The sequence below is a fragment of the Gilliamella sp. M0320 genome, assembly GCF_016101635.1.
Classification (GTDB): Bacteria; Pseudomonadota; Gammaproteobacteria; order Enterobacterales; family Orbaceae; genus Gilliamella; species Gilliamella apis.
The window spans coordinates 1-22,263 of record NZ_JACFQD010000011.1; the positions used below are offsets into that span (position 1 = coordinate 1).

The window sequence follows — 22,263 nt, forward strand, 5'->3', positions numbered from 1 at the left end:
CTAAATTAAATACACCAAACTTATTTGCCAAAATAAACTCTTATGTTTATAGCAAGCTAATTTTAGTTTTAAAACCGATTTTGGGGAAACTTGGGCGGGATTTTGGCTTTAAAAACCTCGTTCCTCAATTTTTTTGGTTCGATGAGTTTCGGATGTTTGTTGTTTTGTGGTTGTTTCTATACGGTGATTACGTCCGAGTTAAGAGGGTTGGCGCCAACCCTCTTTACCATCTCCCGCGGCGACTACGCAAGTGGTCACGATGTGACTACCTTCCGCCTGCGTTCGCTTTTAACGCACCGGCTGTGATTTGTTCCTGACAAAATACAGCCTTGCCAAACATCCCTGTTTGCCATGCTAACCTCACTCAGTTGTCAGCACATTGCGAATGTCGCACCACAAAATCGTTTTTTATCGCCCTAACGGTATTTTTCTTATCCTCAGCTTTAATACCTAAAAACTAAGAAATAATAGCTAAGGATAGACACAGACTCCGACGGGCTCCGAAATATTGTAATTCGCACTACCCATGTCCCAGCTAACCCCAAAAAAGGGATATCTGCTATCATTCGTCTTATCACTCGTCAAATAATAATGACTGTTGAAGTTGGCACCAGTGTAATAGGCCATATGCCCCCATTCTGAGAGAAATCCTGCACCAATGTGACGCATGTAACCATTAACAGGTGATGAAGGCTTTGCCCCTACTAATTCAGCTTTACCTTGACAACCCCATGCACCTGTTGCCCATAAACCACCTGTTCGACAAGTCGCATTAGTTAAATCCTTGACCTCTGGGAGACGATATCCAATATTATTACACCAAGATGATATACTAGAATAATCGTACCTACCTTTACCACGATTAACAAACCACTTCTGTAACTTAAATCCATATTTGACCACCGCATTACCATGACTATCACGACCGATTAACTCAAATACCTGCGGTAAAGATGGTTTGTCGATTCTACCTGAATTATCTGAGTACGATGTAGCAACAGGACCCGTTAGGGTGACTCGAACGCTGGTACTTGTTGAATTGCTCATCGTCGCCGTAATACCTTCATGAGAAACCGGAGCCCAAGATAAGGCCTGATTATTACCAACAATATCTAAATCAAAATACAAATTATTAGCACCCGTAGTCGGGAAGTTTGAACCATAAGACGATGGCGTAAATGATTTTGTTAGAAAACCCTTATCACGGTTCCATATGTTAGCAGGACCAGCAAAATCACCTCCACCATATTGTAAGTTAGGTCTTGCAAAACAAATCGCTGCCGTTCCCTTAGGTTTAATATAATAAGTGGCATTACCTTCCGTAAAACGACTTTCATTAGGTACCCCATAACGTGTTTTTAATCTACCACTACCATAAGATAAGGTTAATTGATATGGCGCTTTACAAATAGTCAGTACTTCATTACGGGAAACAGCTTGATTATTTTTATCGACAATGGATATCCATAAACTACCGGTAGCGGTGACACCATTATCTCCCTGACCATCACCATCATCATCACCCCAATAATTATACGGTGCGCCAATAAGTGAACTTAATCCAATAGATATAGTATTCCTTGGTACTAACATACCAATATCCGCAAAACTCTGACCAACAACAGGTAAAACGATAGGATTTCTTTCTGAATTATTGGTTGTCGGAGTAAATCTTCTTCCATCAGAAAGGGATATCCCGAGTAGCGCTGCGGTATTTGTTACCCGGGTTCGACCACCATCAAAGGTTAAATAAGGCGCTGAACCTTGAATAATATTGGTCGTTTTAGCGGTTAATGCATAATTAGTAAAAGAGATAGACTGTAAAACAACCATGGTTAATACCAAAACCATCTGCCGGGATAAACAGACTAAATTAAGAAATTTTGAAAAATTTTGCGAGAATTTCGGAAATTTGGGAAATTGCTGAAATAATAAACTACTGTGAAATAATGAACGATATGAGCTTAACTTTAGAAAGGTGAAATTATAGGTTGGGCAGGTTGTGTGTTGTGTGTTGTGTGTTGAAAATTATAATCCATATCAGATATCCTTGTCAATCCAATTTTATGATTTATTTAAAATTTTAAGCCTAATGGCACAAAATTTATCCATTCGTATAAATATGCTATAAAAGTATAGTGATTGCAAAAAACCATGCAACTTTTTTTGGCGGTTTAATTGTTAACTTTTGTAAAGAAGAACACTGATAACTCGAAAACAGTATCAGTTATTTGCTGTTTATTAGAAATAATAGACCTTTTATACCCTCTTAAAAAATCACCATTTTTAATATTAATAATTTGCAGATTAGGTTTTTGATTTTGATAATTTTATAATCGTTTTTAGAAGGTATTTTGCGTTTCAAAAACCCCGTTCCTCAATTTTTTTTGGTTGTTTATTTTTTGGTTGTTTGAGTTTCGGACGTTTTGTTGTTTTGCGGTTGTTTCTATACGGTGATTACGTCCGAGTTAAGAGGGTTGCCGCCAACCCTCTTTACAATCTCCCGCGGCGACCACGCAAGTGGTCACGATGTGACTGCCTTCCGCCTTCGTTCGCTCTTAACGCTCCTTGCCAAACATCCCTGTTTGCCATGCTAACCTCACTCAGTTGTCAGCACGTTGCCAATGTCGCACCACAAAATCGTTTTTAACACCCTAACGTTATTTTTCTTATCCTTAGCTTCAATTCCTAGGATAGACACAGAGTCCTAATAATTGCCTACTATCCGAATAATGGGCATATATAGAACCCCGACTTATAACCAAAAAGTGGTAAATAACACCACTACTAGACGCAGTCATATTACTCGTCCGATAATATGAGTTGTTGAAGTTGGCTCCAGTGTAAGCGCTCACCTGTCCCCATTCCGTGAAAAATCCTGCACCAATGTGACGACGGGCATTATTATCAGGTGACAAAGGTCTTGCACTTTGACAATCTATTCCTACGCTTTCCGCCGAACAATACGGATTCCTCGCATTAGTTAAATCCTTGACATATGAAAGACGGTATCCAATCCTACTACACCAAGAACTCGTATTAGAATAGGTACCGCCATAACGACCACGATTAACAAACCACTGCTTTAACTTAAATCCATATTTGACCACCGCATTACCACTGCTATCTCGACCGACTAACTCAAATACCTGAGGTAAAGAGGGTCTGTCGATTCTACCTGGATTATCTGAACTCCATTGCGATGGTGTAGCAACAGGACCTGTTAGAGTAACTCGAACGCTAGTACTTGTTGAATCGGTCATAGTAGCAGTAATACCACCATGAGAAACCGGCGCCCAAGATAAGGCCTGATTAGTGCCGGCAATATCTAAATCAAAATACAAATTATTAGCACCAGTAGTTGGGAAGTTTAAATAATAAGACGATGGTGTAAATGACTGTGTTAGAAAAACCTTTGAGTTAGGTCTTGCATAACAAATCGCTGGCGATGATATATTAGGATTAATATAATAAGTGGCATTACTTGCACTAAAACGACTTTCATTAGGTACTCCATAACGTGTTGTTAATCTACCTTCACCATTAGATAAGGTTAATTTATATGGCGCTTTACAAATAGTCAGTACTTCATTACGGGTAACAGCTTGATTATTTTTATCGACAATCGATAAATTTAAACTACCGGTAGCGGTGATACCATTAACTCCTTGACCATCGCCATCATCATCACCCCAATAATTATACGGTGTGCCAATAAGTGAACTTAATGCAATAGAATTAGTATCCGTTGGTATTAACATACCAATATCTGCAAAACTCTGACCAGCAACAGGTAAAACGATAGGATTTCTTTCTGAATTAGTGGTTGTGGGAGTAAATCTTCTTCCATCAGAAAGGGATATCCCGAGTAGCGCTTCAGTATTTGTTACCCGGGTTCGACCACCATCAAAGGTTAAATAAGGTGCTGAGCCATAAATGATATTGGTCGTTTTAGTGGTTAATGCATAATTAGAAAAAGAGATAGATTGTAAAATAACTACGGTTAAAACCAAAACCATCGGCCGAGGTAAACAGGCTAAACCAAGAAATTTTGAAAAATTTTGCTGAAATTGCTTAAATCGCTGAAATAATAAACTGCGGTTAAATAATAAACGGTGTGAGCTTAACTTTAGATAGGTGAATTTATAGGTTGGGCAGGTTGTGTGTTGTGTGTTGTGTGTTGAAAATTATAATCCATATCAGATATCCTTGTCAATCCAATTTTATGATTTATTTAAAATTTTAAGCCTAACGGCATAAAATTTATCCATTCGTATAAATATGCTATAAAAGTATAGTGATTGCAAAAAACCATGCAACTTTTTTTGATGGTTTAATTGTTAACTTTTGTAAAGATGAATGTAATATTACCGCTTAATTACTCGCTTAAAACCTATTTCGAAGAAACTTTAGGGGGATTTTTGGGCTTTAAAAACCCCGTTCCTCAACTTTTTTGGTTACTAGCTGATGTTATAACTAACGTTAACGATTTATTGGTGGGATTTTGGCTTTAAAAACCCCGTTCCTCAAATTTTTTGGTTGTTTGAGTTTCGGACGTTTTGTTGTTTGGTGGCTAATTCTATACGGTGATTACGTCCGAGTTAAGAGGGTTGGCGCCAACCCTCTTTACCATCTCCCGCGGCGACTACGCAAGTGGTCACGATGTGACTGCCTTCCGCCTTCGTTCGCTCTTAACGCACCGGCTGTGATTTGTTCATGACAAAGCACCGCCTTGGCAAACATCCCTGTTTGCCATGCTAACCTCTCTCAGTTGTCAGCATATTGCGAATGTCGCGCCACAAAATCGTTTTTATCGCCAACTTCGTCAACGTCAGCGCCATTGCCTTGGCAAGGCAATGATTGTTTAATGTCCTAACGTTATTTTTCTTATCCTCAGTTTCAATATCTAAGAACTAAGAAATAATAGCTAACGAGAACGAGGATAGACACAGAGTCCGTGGATGTAGTTGTTCGACAGCCTGGCCCCAATACTACCATTGTCCGCGGAAATTATAAATTTGACATTAGTTTGTATCGTATTATCTATCGTCCAATAGCCACCTACTATGCCGAAGTTAGCACCATCGTAATATTGTACGCGCATATCCCCCCATTCCGAGAACAATCCTGCACCAATGTGACGACGATATTCATTATCTGGTGACGCAGGCGTTGCACATTCTGGTTTTCCACCTTCTTCTACGATAGCACACGCATTTGTTAAATCCTTGACCATTGGGACACTGTATCCTCCAATCTTATTACACCAAGATTCCATACTAGAATAGGAATACCAATTAAGACCACGATTAACAAACCACTGCTTTAACTCAAATCCATATTTGAGCACCGCATTACCACTGCTATCACGACCGACTAACTCAAATGTCTGCGGTAAAGATGGTCTGTCGATGCTATCTGGATTTTCTGATTCCCATTGCGATTTTGTAGCAACAGGACCCGTTAGGGTGACTCGAACGCTGCCGTTTGTTAAATTGGTCATCGTCGCCGTAATACCACCATGAGAAACCGGAGCCCAAGATAAGGCCTGACTAGCACCTCTAATATCTAAATAAAAATACAAACCATTAGCACCAGTAGTCGGGAAGTTTAAACCATAAGACGATGGCGTAAATGATTGTGGTAGAAAAGCTCTATGAGCCGGGTCCCAAACGGCATCAGAAAGCCCTTTATTTTCAACAAATGCGCTAGGTCTTACAGTACAAATCACTGGCGATGCCTTAGGATTAATATAATAAGTGACATTACCTGCCGTAAAATAACGTTCATTAGGCACACCATAACGTGTTTTTAATGTACCGCTAGTATTAGATAACGTTAGCTTATAAGGCGCTTTACCGTCACAAAAAGTCAGTACTTCATTACGGGCAACAGGACTATTGTATTGAGTAACAATAGATAAATTTAAACTACCAGTAGCGGTGACACCATCAATTCCCTGACCATCACCATCATCATCCCCCCAATAATTATACGGTGTGCCAATAAGTGAACTTAATGCAATAGAATCAGTATCCGTTGGTACTAACATACCAATATCATTAAAGCTCTGACCAGCAACAGGTAACTCGATAGGAGTGTATCTTGAATTATTGGTTGTCGGAGTAAATCTTCTTCCATCTGAAAGGGATATCCAAAGCAGACCCTCCGAATTTGTGACCCGGGTACGACCGCCATCAAAGGTTAAATAAGGTGCTGAGCCTTGAATAACATTAGTCGTTTGAGTGGTTAATGCATAATTAGCAAAAGAGATAGACTGTAAAACAACCATAGTTAATACCAAAACCATCGGCCGAGATAAACAGACTAAACCAAGAAATTTTGAAAAATTTTGCTGAAATTGCTGAAATAATAAACTGTAGTGAAATAATAAACGATGCGAGCTTAACTTTACTAACGTTAAATTATAAGTTGGGCAGGTTTGGTGTTTGGTGTTTGGTGTTGTAAATTATAATGCATTTTGACGTTCCTGTCAAGTAATTAACTGTTTTATTTGGCTTTTTTAGTACCGTTCGACTAAATATCCATCGATTATTATATTTAACATATAATGAAAGTATAGTGACGAGAAAAATCTAAGCAACTTTTTTTAAAAGTTAAATTGTTAATTTTTGTAAAGTTTAACGTAATATTATGTTTTAATTACGCCCTTAAAACCAATTTCGAAGAAACTTTAGGGGGATTTTTTGGCTTTAAAAACCCCGTTCCTCAAAATTTTTTAGTTCTTTATTTTTTAGTTCTTTGAGTTTCGGACGTTTTGTTGTTTTGTGGTTATTTCTATACGGTGATTACGTCCGAGTTAAGAGGGTTGGCGCGAACCCTCTTTACAATCTCCCGCGGCGACTACGCAAGTGGTCACAATGTGACTGCCTTCCGCCTTCGTTCGCTTTTAACGCTCCTTGCCAAACATCCCTGTTTGCCATGCTAACCTCTCTCAGTTGTCAGCACTTTGCCAATGTCGCTAAACAATACTCGTCATACTGATTTGTAATAAAGTAATATACTTTTATCTGATTTGATTATTTAAATTTTGATTTACTTATAATAATTTAAAAAATAAAAGAACCTGCAATACAGGTTCTTTTTAAACTTTTGAATCATTGATATAAAGTTGTTGGAATTATGTCAGTGTTTCCATTTTGGTCTATAAATAATCTAAAGATTTTTTTCTCATTGTTATTTAAATTAAAATCACGTTCACGACGGGGAGCATTAAAACTACACAATCCATGACCTTGTATAGATGCACCAATAATAACTTCACCAGCTGGCAGATAAAAAGTTGCTCTTTCTTTAGTTTCAAACTTAGCGACTTCTTGCCCATTTAAAAATAAATTAATGTAACATCCGCTACCAGTCAATCCTTTATCTCTAATAAACACTAATGTCGCATTATTATCTAGTTTAGCTTGATGATTAAATATTCTTGCTTCTGGTACTTGTTTTATTTCATGTTCAGCAGGCGGTCTAGTGGAACATCCAATTAAAACTAAGCTTAAAAAGCCTCCAATCAATAATTTCTTCATACCTTTCCTCCAAAAATTTTTAGTAATAGTATTTTATTTATTTTGACAATAAAACTCCATTCCATAATTTATTTACAATTTATGAGCCTTGAAATAGTGATACCCTTTATTGGTAATGCTAATTATTAATGTTGAGTTTTTATAAAACTTGATTTCATTTTTAGCAAATAAAGGCGTTATAATATACTAAATTTTCTAAATAAATTTTTAGGCCTGAAATTGGATTTTCAACTTGTTAGTCGATTGAAGAATCTTCAACTTTATAAAAAACGACGTTCAAATAATGTGCTGTTCTGGCGCGAAATTTATCCTTTAGCAATGCCAATTTTAATTGAGAATTTATCCGTCATTTTGATGGGTATTTTCAGTACGTTTTTAGTGAGTTGGATTGGTAAGGCCGAGATGGCGGCCGTCGGTCTGGCGGAAAGCTTTAACATGATTATAATGTCCTTCTTTATGGCGGTTGCACTAGGGACATCAGTGGTGGTGGCGTTTAGCTTGGGACGACACAATCGTAAAAAAGCCGTGGTCGCAGCAAGGCAATCCATTACGTTATTAGTTATAATTTCGATTTTACTGTTTTTGTTTGTCGAGTTTTCCGGATATTGGATTGTCGAAATTATTGCCGGTAAAGCCGATCCAGAAGTAAAGGAATTAACACTTACCTTTCTAAGATTAACCGTTTTAGGTTACCCTGCCCTTGCCTTTATCTTAGTTGGTTGTGGTGCATTACGTGGTGCTGGCAATACCAAATTACCAATGTACTTAAACATTATCATGAATATTTTAAACTTGACGATCAGTTATGTGCTTATTTACGGCGCTTTAGGTTGGCAAGGATTAGGTTTTATTGGTGCGGGTATTGGCTTAACAATCTCACGTTATTGTGGCATGTTTTTTATTTTATTAGTCTTAACCATAAAACCAAGTCGAGCATTATTTATTCCTCTCCGTAGTTATTTTCATGCGTTTAATGGTAAAATTTTGATTGATATTTTAAGTATCGGAATTCCTGCTAGTGTCGAATCGGTAATGTTTAATATCGGAAAATTACTAACGCAAACTTTTGTTGCCGGTATGGGCACCTCAACTATAGCCGCTAATTTTATTGCGTTTTCAATTGCTGGATTACTTAATTTGCCAGGCGGTACACTCGGTGCAACATCGACAATTATTGTTGGTAAACGTATTGGTATGGGGCAAATTTATCAACCAACAAGGCAGCTTAAATTTATTTTTCATCTAACCAGTTTGTTACTCTGTTTTTTAGCTTTTTTATCGATCCCTTTCGCAGGTTTATTAAGTTCGCTTTACACTAATGATCAGGAAGTTATCGAGATTTCCAAACATTTACTTTGGTTTAATGCCTTATTTACGCCTTTTTGGGCATCATCCTTTGTTTTACCATACGGTTTTAAAGGTGCGAAAGATGCCAGTTATACCATGTGGGTCGCTATTGGTAGTATGTGGATGTGTCGGATTGTTGTGGGTTATATTTTTGGCGTTTATTTTGGCTTTGGGGTGATTGGGGTTTGGTTCGGTATGTTCTTAGATTGGATTATTAGAAGTATTTTCTTTTATTATCGACTTATTAGTGGTAAATGGCTATGGCGTCATCAAAAAATCGGTTAGCGCTAATAATAAAATTCTATTTTGGCAAATAAGTTTGGTGTATTTAATTTAGCGACATTAGCAATGTGCTGACAACTGAGTGAGGTTAGCATGACAAACATGGATGTTTGACAAGGTTGTATTTTGTCAGAAACAAATCACAGCCGGTGCGTTACCAGCGAACGAAGGCGAAAGGCAGTCACATCGTGACCACTTGCGTGGTCGCCGCGGGAGATGGTAAAGAGGGTTCGCATCAACCCTCTTTACTCAAACGTAATCGCTATATAAAACTAACCAGCAAACTAGCTACAAAACAACAAAACGTCCGAATCTTAAACAACCAAAAATTGAGGAACGGGGTTTTTAAAGCCAAAATCCATCCAATAAATCGCTAACGTTAGTTATAACATCTTAATACTTTTCGATAATTAATCTAGATTATCAAAATACACATCCACAAGTCAGTTCTTCTTGCCGTTAAAGCCCGTCAAATATCAATTCTTCATACATTATCTATGTCCAAAATGGTGTTATAGATTTGTGATATCTATCACATTAACCATATAACGTAATTAAGGTATGCAAAATCATAATACTGTTTTGAAAATGAATTTTATAAACTCTATTTATTGTTATTTTTTCAATAAGTTGTTAACGCAACCGATAATTAAATAATGACAGTTTTATGCAAATCATATTTTGATAACTAAAAGGAGTTTATGATGGATAATAATAAAAAATTATCAGTCATGGAAAAAATTGGCTTTGGGATGGGGGATGCAGCTTGTGGTATTGTCTATTCCTCGGTGACGATGTTTTTGACCTATTTTTATACTGATATTTATGGCCTTTCTGCAGCTGCGGTTGGCATAATGTTCCTTGCTACGCGAATTTTTGATGCTATTATCGATCCTATCACCGGTATGGTTGCCGATCGTACTAAAACAAGATGGGGACGATTTAGACCATGGTTGATCTGGTTTGCGATTCCTTATGCGGTACTGGCTGTTATGACCTATACAACACCAGATTTTGGTTATTCAGGTAAACTTTTATACGCATACGTTACCTATGCTTTATTAATGCTTTGTTATACATTTATTAATATTCCTTATTGTGCTCTTGGCGGTGTTATTGCTCGTGATGAAAAAGATCGCCTATCCGCTCAATCCTATCGATTTACTATTTCATCGGCATCAGGACTTATGGTATCAATCGGTACGTTATTTTTAGTCGATTGGTTAGGAAAAGAAAATAAGCAACTCGGATTTCAGTTAACCATGGCGGTTATGGGCGTTATTGCGATTGGTATGTTAGTGTTCTGTTTTGCAACCACTGAAGAAAGAGTAGTACCAATTGAAGATAAAAATGTCAGTGTTAAAAAAGATTTAAAATGCTTATTAGGCAATGATCAGTGGTGTATTGTGGCGCTTATTACCTTCTTTTCAAGTATGGCTGGCGTTATGCGTAGTTCAGCAACGCTTTACTATGCAACTTACTTGATGATGGGTGGCGTTAGCTCAGCAGCAGGTACAGCGATGAAATCAGCCTTTGTGTCAACATCGGTGGTTGGTACTATATTAGGCGCGATGGCTGCTGGTTATTTTGCTAAACGTTTTACTGCTATTCAATTATTTAAAAATATTAATTTAACGTTATTTGTTATTGGTGTGGTGATGTTTTTTGTTCCACCGGTGTGGTTAGCGGTTATTTTCCCACTCTATTTTTTAATTGGCTTTTTCCACTCCATGTATCAACCATTTAAATGGAATATGATGGCCAATGCGGCTGATTATGGTGAATGGAAATTTGGACGCCGAGCAACTGGTCTATCTTTCTCAGGTAATTTATTTGCCTTAAAACTCGGTATGGCAATCGCTGGTGCTTTAGTCGGCATCTGTTTAGGTTTATTAGGCTATCAAGCAGGTGTAAATGAACAAACCCCATTAGCCACAATGGGCATTATTGGTCTTTTAACTATTGGACCAGCATTTTCCTATTTATTGCTTTGGTGGTTAATGCGTTTTTATAAATTAGATGACAAAATGATGGCAAAAATTCAAAGTGATTTACTGGCTAGACAACAAAATAAAGATAGTCATGACTAAGATAGTATGTCGATAAGTAATAGTTACAATTAAAGGTAAATTATATGAGTTTAGATTATTATCACAATCCTATAATCTGCGGTGATTATTCCGATCCGGATATTGTCAAAGTAAATGATGATTTCTTTATGGTTTCATCTAGCTTTAACCATATGCCAGCATTACCGATCCTCCACTCAAAAGACTTGGTAAATTGGCAGATTATCAATCATGTTTTTGATGCCCTTGACTTACCCGGTTATGATGCAGTCCAACCCGGTAAAGGAGTTTGGGCGCCATCGATTCGCTATCATAATGAAAAACTTTGGGTGTTTTTTAGTACTCCTGACGAAGGTATTTTTATGTCTAATACCTCTGATCCTTGGGGTAAATGGAGCAAACCACACTGCTTACAACCAGCACTCGGTTGGATTGATCCTTGCCCATTTTGGGATGATGATGGTCGAGCATGGTTAGTGCATGCCTTTGCACAAAGTCGTTGTGGTGTAAAACATAAGTTGCAGCTATTTGAAATGGCTAATGATGGGTCAAAATTAATCGGCGAAGGTCAAATTATTTACGATGGCACTGCCGATTTACCGACACTTGAAGGACCAAAACTTTATAAGCGCAATGGTTGGTATTACATTTTTGCACCAGCTGGCGGTGTTGAAAATGGTTGGCAATCGGTGTTACGTAGCCGTAATTTAACGGGTCCTTGGACTGCACGCAATGTGCTATTTCAAGGCAATACGACAATTAACGGCCCTCATCAAGGTGGATGGGTCGAATTGGACAACAATGAGTGCTGGTTTGTACACTTTCAAGATGCCCATTTATATGGCCGTATTGTTCATTTACAGCCTATGTATTGGGGTGATGATGATTGGCCTCGCATTGGTGAGAGTATCAATAATGATTCCACTGGACAACCGGTATTATCATATAAAAAACCAACTGTGCTCCATCACTCAGAAGAGTATAAAATCCAAACCAGTGACGATTTCCAGCATGGTAAATTTGGTTTACAGTGGCAATGGCAAGCAAATCCTAATCCTGATTGGCTAATAGCAAGTGATCAAGGATTAAACTTAAGTTGTTATCCATTACCTATTGATAATAAACAGCGTACACTCTATTTTGCAGCTAACTTATTGCTGCAAAAATTTTCAGCATGGCAATTCACGGCGCAAACTCAACTTACATTGAATGCTAAGCAAACAGGTGATTTGGGCGGTTTAATCGTTTATGGTGAACGTTATGCAGCAATTATGGTCGGTTATGATAATGGCCAGTATAAGCTATATTATCGATATGGCTGGATGAAAGATTCAGGTCAAGTTGACGAATATCAACAAATTGTCGGTCAATTATCTTCACAGCATTGCCAACTTAAAGTCGAAGTTGGTTTGAATGGTATCTGTCAATTTTACTATAAAGATCATAAGACAGACTGGATGTTAATTAATCCTAGCTTCGCAGCTGGAAAAGGTAAATGGGTGGGGGCTAAAGTAGGAATTTTTGCCACAACCGAAGCAGATAATGCCATTGGTCATTGTCATTTTGATTACTTCAAGATTAGTTAACGGTTTAATTAGATAAAAAACCCTCTCATATGAGAGGGTTTTTATTCAAGTTGTTAAAGACTTTTTATGGCTGCATACTGCTCTTGCAATTTGGTTTTATCAGCAATATAGCCTTGTTGTTTTTCTTTCTCTTTGGCAACAACAGCTGCGGGGGCTTTATCGACAAAGCTAGCATTAGATAATTTATTATCAATACGCGCAATTTCACCATCAATACGAGCGATCTCTTTTTCTAGTCTAGCTAGCTCATCTTCTTTATTAATAAGCCCAGCCATTGGGATAAGGAGTTCAGCGCCATCAACCAATTTAGTGACTGATAATGGCCCTGCTTCCCCCTCATCTAACAAGACAATTTCTGATAATCTTGCTAATGATTCGATAAAGGTGACATTGTCACTAATTACGCGATGAACCGCTGGTGATGCTTTTCTAATCAATAGCTGTAATGGTTTGCTTGGTGCGATATTCATTTCAGCACGGATATTACGAACCGCAATGACAGCGTCTTTAATCCAATTGATATCGGCAACCGCTTTATCATCAACTAATTGGCTATCAAATGCTGGCATTGGTTGTAACATAATGGTATCCGCTTTGATTGCCATTAGTGGTTTGACACTTTGCCAAATAGCTTCAGTAATAAATGGAATGATTGGATGCGCCAAACGTAATAAGGCTTCAAGTACCGTGACTAAAGTGTGACGAGCAGCACGCTGCTGATTCTGTTCACCATTTGCCAATACTGATTTAGTTAACTCTAAATACCAGTCACAGAACTGATTCCAAGTGAATTCATATAAGATATTAGCAGCTAAATCAAAACGGTAAGTATCGAATGCTTCTCGATAGGTTTTCACAGTTTGGTTAAATTCCGCTAAGATCCATTTATCCGCTAATGAATAATCTAACTCCCCACCTTTAAAACCACAATCGTGATCTTGGGTATTCATCAATACATAACGGCTGGCATTCCATAGTTTATTACAGAAGTTACGATAACCTTCTAAGCGTTTTAAATCCCAATTGATATCACGACCAGTTGATGCCAGCGCCGCTAAAGTAAAACGTAAGGCATCAGTACCATGCGCTTCAATACCATTCGGGAACTGTTTTTCTGTACGTTTAGCAATTTTTTCCGCTAATTGTGGCTGCATCATATTACCAGTACGTTTTTCTAATAAATCGGCAAGTGAAATACCATCAATCATATCTAAAGGATCGATAACATTACCTTTAGATTTCGACATTTTTTGCCCTTCTTCATCGCGAATTAGCCCTGTCACATATACCGTTTTAAACGGTACTTGTGGCTTGCCATGTTCATCTTTAATGAAATGCATGGTCATCATAATCATTCGAGCAACCCAGAAGAAGATGATATCAAAACCTGTCACTAGTACATTAGTTGGATGGAAAGTAGCTAAATCATCAGTGTTTTCTGGCCAACCTAAAGTTGAAAATGTCCATAATGCTGAAGAAAACCATGTATCAAGAACATCGTCATCTTGAGACAATTCGATATCTGCTGCCAGATTATTTTCACGGCGAACCTCAGCCTCATCACGACCAACATAGACGTTGCCTTGATTATCATACCAAGCTGGAATTCGGTGTCCCCACCATAATTGTCGCGAAATACACCAATCTTGAATATCATTCATCCATGAAAAATACATATTTTCATACTGTTTAGGCACAAATTGGATATCACCATTTTTTACCGCCGCAATAGCTGGTTCCGCTAATACTTTTGCTCTCACATACCATTGATCGGTTAGCATAGGTTCGATTACCACACCACCACGATCGCCATAAGGGATAGTTAAGTCATGCGGTTCAATTTTTTCTAAAATACCTTGAGCTTCACACTCTGCAACAACTAATTTACGCGCCGCAAAGCGTTCTAAATTTTGGAATTGTGCCGGAATATCGGTTGCGTATGCAGTACTTGGCTCACCATTAGTATCAAACACTTCTGCTTGTGCACGAATATCACCATCAAAAGTTAAGATGTTGATCATTGGTAATTGATGACGACGCCCTACTTCATAGTCATTAAAGTCATGCGCAGGAGTAATTTTTACACAGCCAGTACCTTTTGTCATATCCGCATGTTCATCGCCAACAATCGGAATTCGACGATTAACAAATGGTAATATGACAAATTTACCGATTAGATCTTTATAACGAGGATCTTCTGGATTAACGGCAACACCGGTATCACCAAATAGTGTCTCAGGACGAGTTGTAGCGACAACTAGATAATCTTTGCCTTCTGCAGTTTTAACACCATCCGCTAATGGATAGCGCAAATGCCACATTGAACCTTTTACTTCACGATTTTCAACTTCAAGATCAGAAATTGCGGTACGTAATTTTGGATCCCAGTTAACTAAGCGTTTACCACGATAAATTAAGTCTTCTTGATAAAGTCTTACAAAAACTTCTTTAACCGCGTTAGAAAGACCTTCATCCATAGTAAAGCGTTCGCGATCCCAATCAACCGAATCACCTAAACGTCGCATCTGTTTAGTGATGCTACCACCTGATTCAGCTTTCCATTGCCAAATTTTTTCAATAAACGCCTCACGACCATAATCATGACGAGTTTTGTTTTCTTCAGCAGCAATTTTACGTTCTACCACCATTTGCGTTGCAATACCGGCATGGTCACTACCTGATTGCCATAGCGTGTTATTGCCTTGCATACGATGATAACGAATTAGCGCATCCATAATAGTTTGTTGGAAAGCATGTCCCATATGCAAACTACCAGTTACATTTGGTGGTGGAATAGCAATACAATAACTAGGCTGAGATTTGTCACCATTAGGTTTAAAGTAACCACTTTCTTCCCAATGTTGATAGATAGGTTGTTCGATTTCTTGTGGATTATAAGTCGTATTTTTCATAATAAAGGCATCAATCCTAATTCAAGGCATAAAAATGTGGTTATTCTACCGTAAAATGATATAACAATAAATTGTTAGACGAATAAAGTGTTTGATCAAATCAAATTTAAATCAGATAACAATAAAATTAGTATAAAAAAACCACTTGTTGACAAGTGGTCTTAACGTTATGAACGATTAGAATGGTAAAGACTAATGATGATAGATAAAATTATCAATCAATCTGGTTTTACCAATATAAACCGCCAAAGCACATAAACTATCTTGATTTAAATGATCAACCGCAGTTAATGTTGCATAATCAACAAATTCAATATAATCAATTTTAGCTAATGGCTGAGCATTTATAATATTCTGCATTGCGGTTAAGATGGTCTGTACTGATTTTTCACCGGCTTGTATCAGTTGCTGGGCACACTCGATTGATTGATACAAACAGATAGCAGCTAAGCGTTCTTGTGGCGATAAATAGCTATTGCGAGAACTTTTAGCTAGTCCATCACTTTCACGCACAATTGGGCAACCGATAATTTCGATGTCAACATTAAGATCGCTTACCATACGTTGAATAACCGCTAGTTGTTGCGCATCTTTTTGACCAAAATAGGCTCGATCTGGTTGCGTGATATTAAATAACTTAGTAACCACAGTACAAACGCCTTTAAAATGACCGGGGCGCTTTTTGCCGCAAAGCGCATCAGTTAGACCATTAACATTCACATAGCTATTAAAATTGGCATCATACATTTCACTGGCTGATGGACAAAAAATCAGATCAACACCCATTTGTTGGCAGGCGTTTTTGTCACGCTCTAAGTCACGAGGATAACTGGCTAAGTCTTCTTTCGGGCCAAACTGCATTGGATTGACAAAAATGGTAACAATCACTTTTTGATTATCTTGTTTAGCCGCAGCCATTAAGCTCTGATGACCTTCATGCAGATACCCCATAGTTGGTACTAATCCAATGGTTGCACCGTTTTTACGCCACGATTTAACCTGCTGACGAACTTCATCAATTGTTGTTACAACTTTCACAATTATTATCCTTTCTGGCTATTTTGAAAATTCAGATTTGAGTTGAGTCATAATCTCACCATCAATGGCAAACTCATGTATTGATGCTGGGTATTGTTGCTGTTTTACCTCTTGGCAATAATCGGCAAATGCTTGCTTCATTTGATCACCGATTGGCGCAAAAGATTTAACAAATTTAGATGATACGCCATCATACATTGACAACATATCTTGATAAACTAACACTTGACCATCACAACCATGACCTGCACCAATACCGATCGTTGGTATGCTAACAAGTTCAGTGATAAATTTAGCTAAATCAGCAGGTACACATTCGAGTAAAATAGCTGCAGCACCAGCTTGTTCAACCGCTAATGCATCCAAAATAATATCTTTAGCCGCTTGGTAATCTCTACCTTGTACTTTGTAACCGCCTAATGCTAATACTGATTGTGGCATCAAACCAATATGGGCAATAACCGGAATCGATGCTTGAGTGATCATCTTAATATGTTCACAAAATGCTCGCCCACCTTCTAGTTTTACAACTTGTGCATTGCCTTCTTGAATCAAGCGACCAGCATTATGTACAGCATCATAAACAGAAGCATGGTAAGACATAAACGGTAAATCCGTCACAACTAATGCGTTTTTAGCGCCCTTTGCCACTGCTTTAGAGTGATGGATCATATCTTCCATGGTGACAGAAACCGTGCTTTCATAGCCTAGCATCACCATTCCTAATGAATCACCAACTAATAAACAATCTACACCGCTATCGTCCATCAGTTTTGCCGTTGTGTAGTCATAAGCAGTTAACATGGTGATCTTTTGTTGATTTTGTTTGCGTTGTTGTAAAGTTAGAATTGTATTTTTCAAGGTAACAGCTCCAGTTCTAATTGATGATAGTCCCTATTAGGATGTTTTTGCCGACTAAGATTAACTAATACTGTCGATAATTGTTGGTATAAAGGTTTTATATCAGCAGGTAAGTTGAGTAAATGTTGTTTTATAGTATTTGCATCATTGCGTTCAACCGGACCTGTTAATGCATTTATAGTACCAACATTACAAATATTTTTGGCATTCGCTAAAAATAGATCATGCCACGCTTGTTGGCAAAAATGGGGATCTAAACCACACTGTGCCAACATATCACTGCCAACTTGCGCTAAGGCGATAACATGATTACTTAGCATAACGCAAGCGGCATGATAAAGCGCTTTATGTTCTGCCGATAATATTGCTATCGCATTAACCAAAGGTGACAACATCGGTTGTAATTTAGCTAATGCTAGGGAATTATTGGCTTCTAAAGTGAAGGATACCTTAGCCATCTCTTTATAGCAGGTAAAACGATCATAAATTGCCGATAAAGGATGTAGCGAAAATGCCAAAGGATGAACAATATGATCGACAGTAAATAACTGCGATGTCAGCAAACCACTGCAATGACCAACTAATTTATTCTCAATCGGCAATCGACTAACCACTTGCCAAACTGAGCTAATTTGACTATCCGGCACAGTCAAAAATAGACAATCACAATCCTCAACTAAGCTAGATAAAGTTAAATATGCTTCACTACCAGTAAATTCACTTGCCGCTTGTGCGTGTTGATAATCACGACTATAAAAACCAGTAATTTGCATACCACAAAGACTAAAATATTTAGCCAAAGTACAACCCACTTTACCGGCGCCAATAAAACCAATATTCATCATTAATAACAAAATTTAAGCAAAGTGGCATTATAGCCTAATTTGATGTAGATTCAATTTTTAACCAGAAAGACTAAGCAATATAGGATTAAATGCGATTACCCCACTCTTCTCAATTTTTGGGGGAGTAATTGGCTTTAAGGATTTTTTAAATAGATAAATTTAATTTGTTGTCAGTTTATTTATCACTAGGCAATCAATTTTAAACCGCTATATAAGCGGTTTAAAATAATTTCAGTAATTATTTACCAGGATAAAGAATAAATGGAACTTTTTGGTATTGTTTAGTTTTCTTATCCCATTCTTGTAACTTTAATATACATAGGAATTTTTTTTCCTCTTGGGTCGGTATTGCCCCAATCGATAATAAATAATCTTTACCTTCTTTTGGTATAAAAACTAATTTTTTATCATTCCACTTACAGGTAATTCTTTCAGTATAACCTCGTTTAAACCAGCCTGGCTCAACCCTTTTATATTTACCAACCGAGGTAGTAAAAATGAAAGCTTTGCCGGGTCGAATATTCAGTTGATTAATTGGTTGAACTAAATCGTCAGGAACAACTATTCCCGGTATATCGGCAACTTTATCAGCATAAAATTTACTACCAAATAGATAATAAGTTAAATAGCCAGATTCATCTCGCTTTTCTTGATTATAAACTTGTAATCCTAAAGTTCTAAAATCTCTTGAACCGACTTGAATTACCGTAATTCTAGCTTTGGGTTGTTTACCTCTGGGTTCAATATCAGAATATTGTGTGTATGTAGCTAATGAATCCTTATTTGTGACTAAATTAGCCCTTTGTGCACACGAGATCATTAATAGACTAACAACCATGGTTAATAATATTTTTAGAAATTTACTCATCCTTATTCCTCATGTCTAATAATAAATTTGCCTAAAATGTTGAAAACAACATTTTAAAATGATGCTGATTGCTCACTATCGAACCAATAGTGTTTTTCAAATATTATTTTTTTGCAATGCGTTGTAAAAATTTAATAATCAGATTATTAATGATTTTTTATAATAATCCCTTATAGTGAGGAGATTAATATTAGATTGTTGAAGAATTTTTTATTATAAAATAATCCAATAACAAGTACTATTTTTTAATTATTTGACTCTTTTGCTGACGCCCTTATAACGAATTTCTGAAATTAATTTATGTGTAAATGGATGTCATGATGTTTCTGCAAAATCGAAATTAAATTCATTGTTAGAAACATCAGTACAATATGATAATTCTTTACGAATGGCAAAGTCTATTTATGGAATACAAATATATTCTATTAATACTCATCTTCTTTTTTATAAATAAACTCTATACTTTTTTTGACTTATTTAAAACGGTTGCATTGCCTGCTTGACTAACGGTTAAGTAATAATAAGAATCCCAATCACTACCCAGATAGCCTGAGCACTGAAGTAAATATTACGTTATCGCATTCCAGTCATTAACCATGCCACTCATTCATCATTAATTTCACCGTTCCATTATCCATTATTTCGATAACTTAATTGGCGAGAGTAGCAAGTACGACTTCGATTGGCGGATGCCAATATATCTTCATTTAATTAATAATATTCATTAATAGACTTTTTTATTGTTTACAAACTGCGTGTAAATTTTTTGATTTCTCCCAGACTTTAATTTGACCTATCCAAGCATCAATGGCAAATCTATCAAAAAATTCTTTTGAAGCACCCTCAGGAACAATATATTTATCTCGAGAATAAAACCACAAAAGTCCACTAAACCAATTTGAATCAGGATAAGTATTCTTAATTGTCATACCCCATTCACTCAAAAGCCCTTGTCCTATAGTACGAGTAAAAGCATCCCATTCAAGTGGCAATTCTGTCCATGACATTGGTGCATTTGGAGAATTTGACATTTCAGTCCTTGACGGAATATTCGCTTCTCCACCACATAAATTAACCGTTTGCTGATAAGTATAAAAGTCATTCCCATATGGTACCGCCCATATACCGGTTAAATTAAAAGTATAATTTTGTTCAGGAACTTGTCGATCATATTTAAATTTTGCAGTTATGGTGACGGGACCTATCGGTTTTTTAACCAACATAACATTACCTTGTTTATCAACCGTAACACTATCATTTGGCGTTGCCGATAAGGTATATTCAAAATCCTCTTGATGACCAGTCATGACTAATTGAAATTTTGCGCCAGGAAAACCAGTTGTTGGAAAGTGCGGTACCGCCGATACTTTAAAACCATTTTCAGGATCAAAAACTGTAGCATCATAACCGCCACCACAATAGCTATCTCTTACTCGATTGCTATCTTTATTCCAACCATTAATCCAATGTTTACTGTCATCTAAAAGTGATGATTCAAATTCATTATCAGCATAACCAGATAAAATACAATCAAGACTTCCTTTATATGATATAGGTCTAACACTTCCCCAAGCATATTGTGGATACAGTATCATTCCATAAGGTTTGGCATAACAAATTTCAGATTTAGTCATAATTTTGTATTTTTGAGTGATATCAAAATATTCGCTTTCATTCGGAATACCATATTCGGAATAGGTTTTTACTTTAGTTGTAATAGTTAAAGTTAACGGCATAGAAATGTCACTACCACAACCAATTATTTTTTCATTATTTTCGATTTTTATCCCTTTATTATCAAACCAACTATAGGTTGTTTTTTCTACGGTGAACGGAGTGTTATTGCGAATACCATCACCATCGGTATCATCATAATTAGCCGTTATATCTAAGTCATTTATTGAATAGTCTTTAATAATAAAGTCATTAATTGTTAAATTACCATTAAACTGATTGATTTTTGTGTCACTTAAGTTATTGGTATATGAACTATATAAAACATTATTAACAGTAAAACCATGCTTTTTTGATGCACTTTCAATATCGACAACGCTTGGTTTATTACCAATAATGACATTTATACTTTGCGCTGTGAGTGCTTGGCTTTTTTGACTGACACCTAAAAAGCATAAAATAAATAAAATATAAATAAACGTTTTAACCAGAGGTAAACAAACGGATAATAATGAAGAATTTGTCAAAGACAAAATACATCGTATTGTATTGGCGGTGAAATTTCTACAATGAGAAAGCTGAACTAAACATTGGTTTGTTTTTTCTGCTCTTTGGCTAAATCGATATGGACTAAGATTAGATATTAACTTGGATTTTCTGTGAAAATATAGACTATCGTGAAAAAGTAAACTTGAATTAAGGTAATTAGCTGAAATTAAATTATAGGTTGGGCAGGTTTGGTGTTTGGTGTTTGGTGTTTGGTGTTTGGTGTTGTACATTATAATACATATTCGACATTCCTGTCAACTAAATTAATGATTTATTTACAATTTTATGCCGTTAAGCATAAAGTTTATCCATTCATATAAATATGCTATAAAAGTATAGTGATTGGAAAAAACCATGCAACTTATTTTGGCGGTTAAATTGTTAATTTTTGTAAAGTTTAATGTAATATTATGTCTTAATTACGCCCTTAAAACTAATTTAGGAGAAACTTTAGGGGGGATTTTTGGGCTTCAAAAACCCCGTTCCTCAAAATTTTTTTATTCTTTGAGTTTCGGACGTTTTGTTGTTTTGCGGTTGTTTCTATACGGTGATTACGTCCGAGTTAAGAGGGTTGCCGCGAACCCTCTTTACAATCTCCCGCGGCGACCACGAAAGTGGTCACGATGTGACTGCCTTCCGCCTTCGTTCGCTCTTAACGCACCGGCTGTGATTTGTTCCTGACAAA

At 36.8% G+C, this 22,263-nt stretch carries 13 protein-coding genes; 3 read left to right on the forward strand and 10 right to left on the reverse strand.

The window, feature by feature from the left end; translation table 11 throughout:
* Window positions 1–471 precede the first annotated feature (471 nt).
* From H3T83_RS10885 to H3T83_RS10900, 4 genes are all read right to left on the reverse strand, one after another.
* Window positions 472–1,851: a hypothetical protein gene (locus H3T83_RS10885; protein ID WP_198215766.1), complete on the reverse strand. Its 1,380-nt coding sequence runs from the start codon at window positions 1,849–1,851 to the stop codon at window positions 472–474.
* A gap of 830 nt (window positions 1,852–2,681) precedes the next feature.
* Window positions 2,682–4,019, reverse strand: coding sequence for a hypothetical protein (locus tag H3T83_RS10890; protein ID WP_198215767.1), 1,338 nt, complete (start codon window positions 4,017–4,019; stop codon window positions 2,682–2,684).
* A gap of 908 nt (window positions 4,020–4,927) precedes the next feature.
* Window positions 4,928–6,310, reverse strand: coding sequence for a hypothetical protein (locus tag H3T83_RS10895; RefSeq protein ID WP_198215768.1), 1,383 nt, complete (start codon window positions 6,308–6,310; stop codon window positions 4,928–4,930).
* An 808-nt stretch (window positions 6,311–7,118) separates the two neighbouring features.
* Window positions 7,119–7,547, reverse strand: a complete 429-nt coding sequence (locus tag H3T83_RS10900) for a hypothetical protein (RefSeq protein ID WP_065578517.1) — start codon at window positions 7,545–7,547, stop codon at window positions 7,119–7,121.
* A 219-nt stretch (window positions 7,548–7,766) separates the two neighbouring features.
* Between H3T83_RS10900 and H3T83_RS10905 the strand changes: the two genes are divergently transcribed.
* The 3 genes from H3T83_RS10905 to H3T83_RS10915 all read left to right on the forward strand — a co-directional run bounded on the left by H3T83_RS10905 (window position 7,767) and on the right by H3T83_RS10915 (window position 12,831).
* Window positions 7,767–9,179: an EmmdR/YeeO family multidrug/toxin efflux MATE transporter gene (locus tag H3T83_RS10905; protein WP_086320513.1), complete on the forward strand. Its 1,413-nt coding sequence runs from the start codon at window positions 7,767–7,769 to the stop codon at window positions 9,177–9,179.
* A gap of 701 nt (window positions 9,180–9,880) precedes the next feature.
* Window positions 9,881–11,266, forward strand: coding sequence for a glycoside-pentoside-hexuronide (GPH):cation symporter (locus tag H3T83_RS10910; RefSeq protein ID WP_065578519.1), 1,386 nt, complete (start codon window positions 9,881–9,883; stop codon window positions 11,264–11,266).
* Window positions 11,267–11,310: 44 nt separating this feature from the next.
* Window positions 11,311–12,831 (forward strand): glycoside hydrolase 43 family protein, encoded by a 1,521-nt coding sequence (locus H3T83_RS10915; RefSeq protein WP_086360463.1) that lies wholly within the window; start codon window positions 11,311–11,313, stop codon window positions 12,829–12,831.
* Window positions 12,832–12,884: 53 nt separating this feature from the next.
* Here the strand turns inward: H3T83_RS10915 and H3T83_RS10920 are convergent, their stop codons facing one another.
* The 6 genes from H3T83_RS10920 to H3T83_RS10945 all read right to left on the reverse strand — a co-directional run bounded on the left by H3T83_RS10920 (window position 12,885) and on the right by H3T83_RS10945 (window position 21,562).
* The gene (locus tag H3T83_RS10920; RefSeq protein ID WP_198215769.1) at window positions 12,885–15,743 is read right to left on the reverse strand and encodes a valine--tRNA ligase; all 2,859 of its coding nucleotides are present in this window, start codon (window positions 15,741–15,743) and stop codon (window positions 12,885–12,887) included.
* A gap of 192 nt (window positions 15,744–15,935) precedes the next feature.
* Window positions 15,936–16,781: a pantoate--beta-alanine ligase gene (gene panC, locus H3T83_RS10925; RefSeq protein WP_198215770.1), complete on the reverse strand. Its 846-nt coding sequence runs from the start codon at window positions 16,779–16,781 to the stop codon at window positions 15,936–15,938.
* An 18-nt stretch (window positions 16,782–16,799) separates the two neighbouring features.
* On the reverse strand, window positions 16,800–17,642 hold the full coding sequence (panB, locus tag H3T83_RS10930; RefSeq protein WP_198198980.1) for a 3-methyl-2-oxobutanoate hydroxymethyltransferase: 843 nt from the start codon (window positions 17,640–17,642) through the stop codon (window positions 16,800–16,802).
* Window positions 17,639–18,487, reverse strand: a complete 849-nt coding sequence (locus H3T83_RS10935; RefSeq protein ID WP_198215771.1) for a Rossmann-like and DUF2520 domain-containing protein — start codon at window positions 18,485–18,487, stop codon at window positions 17,639–17,641. The genes panB and H3T83_RS10935 overlap by 4 nt, the downstream gene beginning before the upstream one ends.
* A 238-nt stretch (window positions 18,488–18,725) precedes the next feature.
* Window positions 18,726–19,355, reverse strand: coding sequence for a hypothetical protein (locus tag H3T83_RS10940; protein ID WP_198215772.1), 630 nt, complete (start codon window positions 19,353–19,355; stop codon window positions 18,726–18,728).
* Between the two features lie 737 nt (window positions 19,356–20,092).
* The gene (locus tag H3T83_RS10945) at window positions 20,093–21,562 is read right to left on the reverse strand and encodes a hypothetical protein (protein ID WP_198215773.1); all 1,470 of its coding nucleotides are present in this window, start codon (window positions 21,560–21,562) and stop codon (window positions 20,093–20,095) included.
* Between the last annotated feature and the right edge of the window lie 701 nt (window positions 21,563–22,263).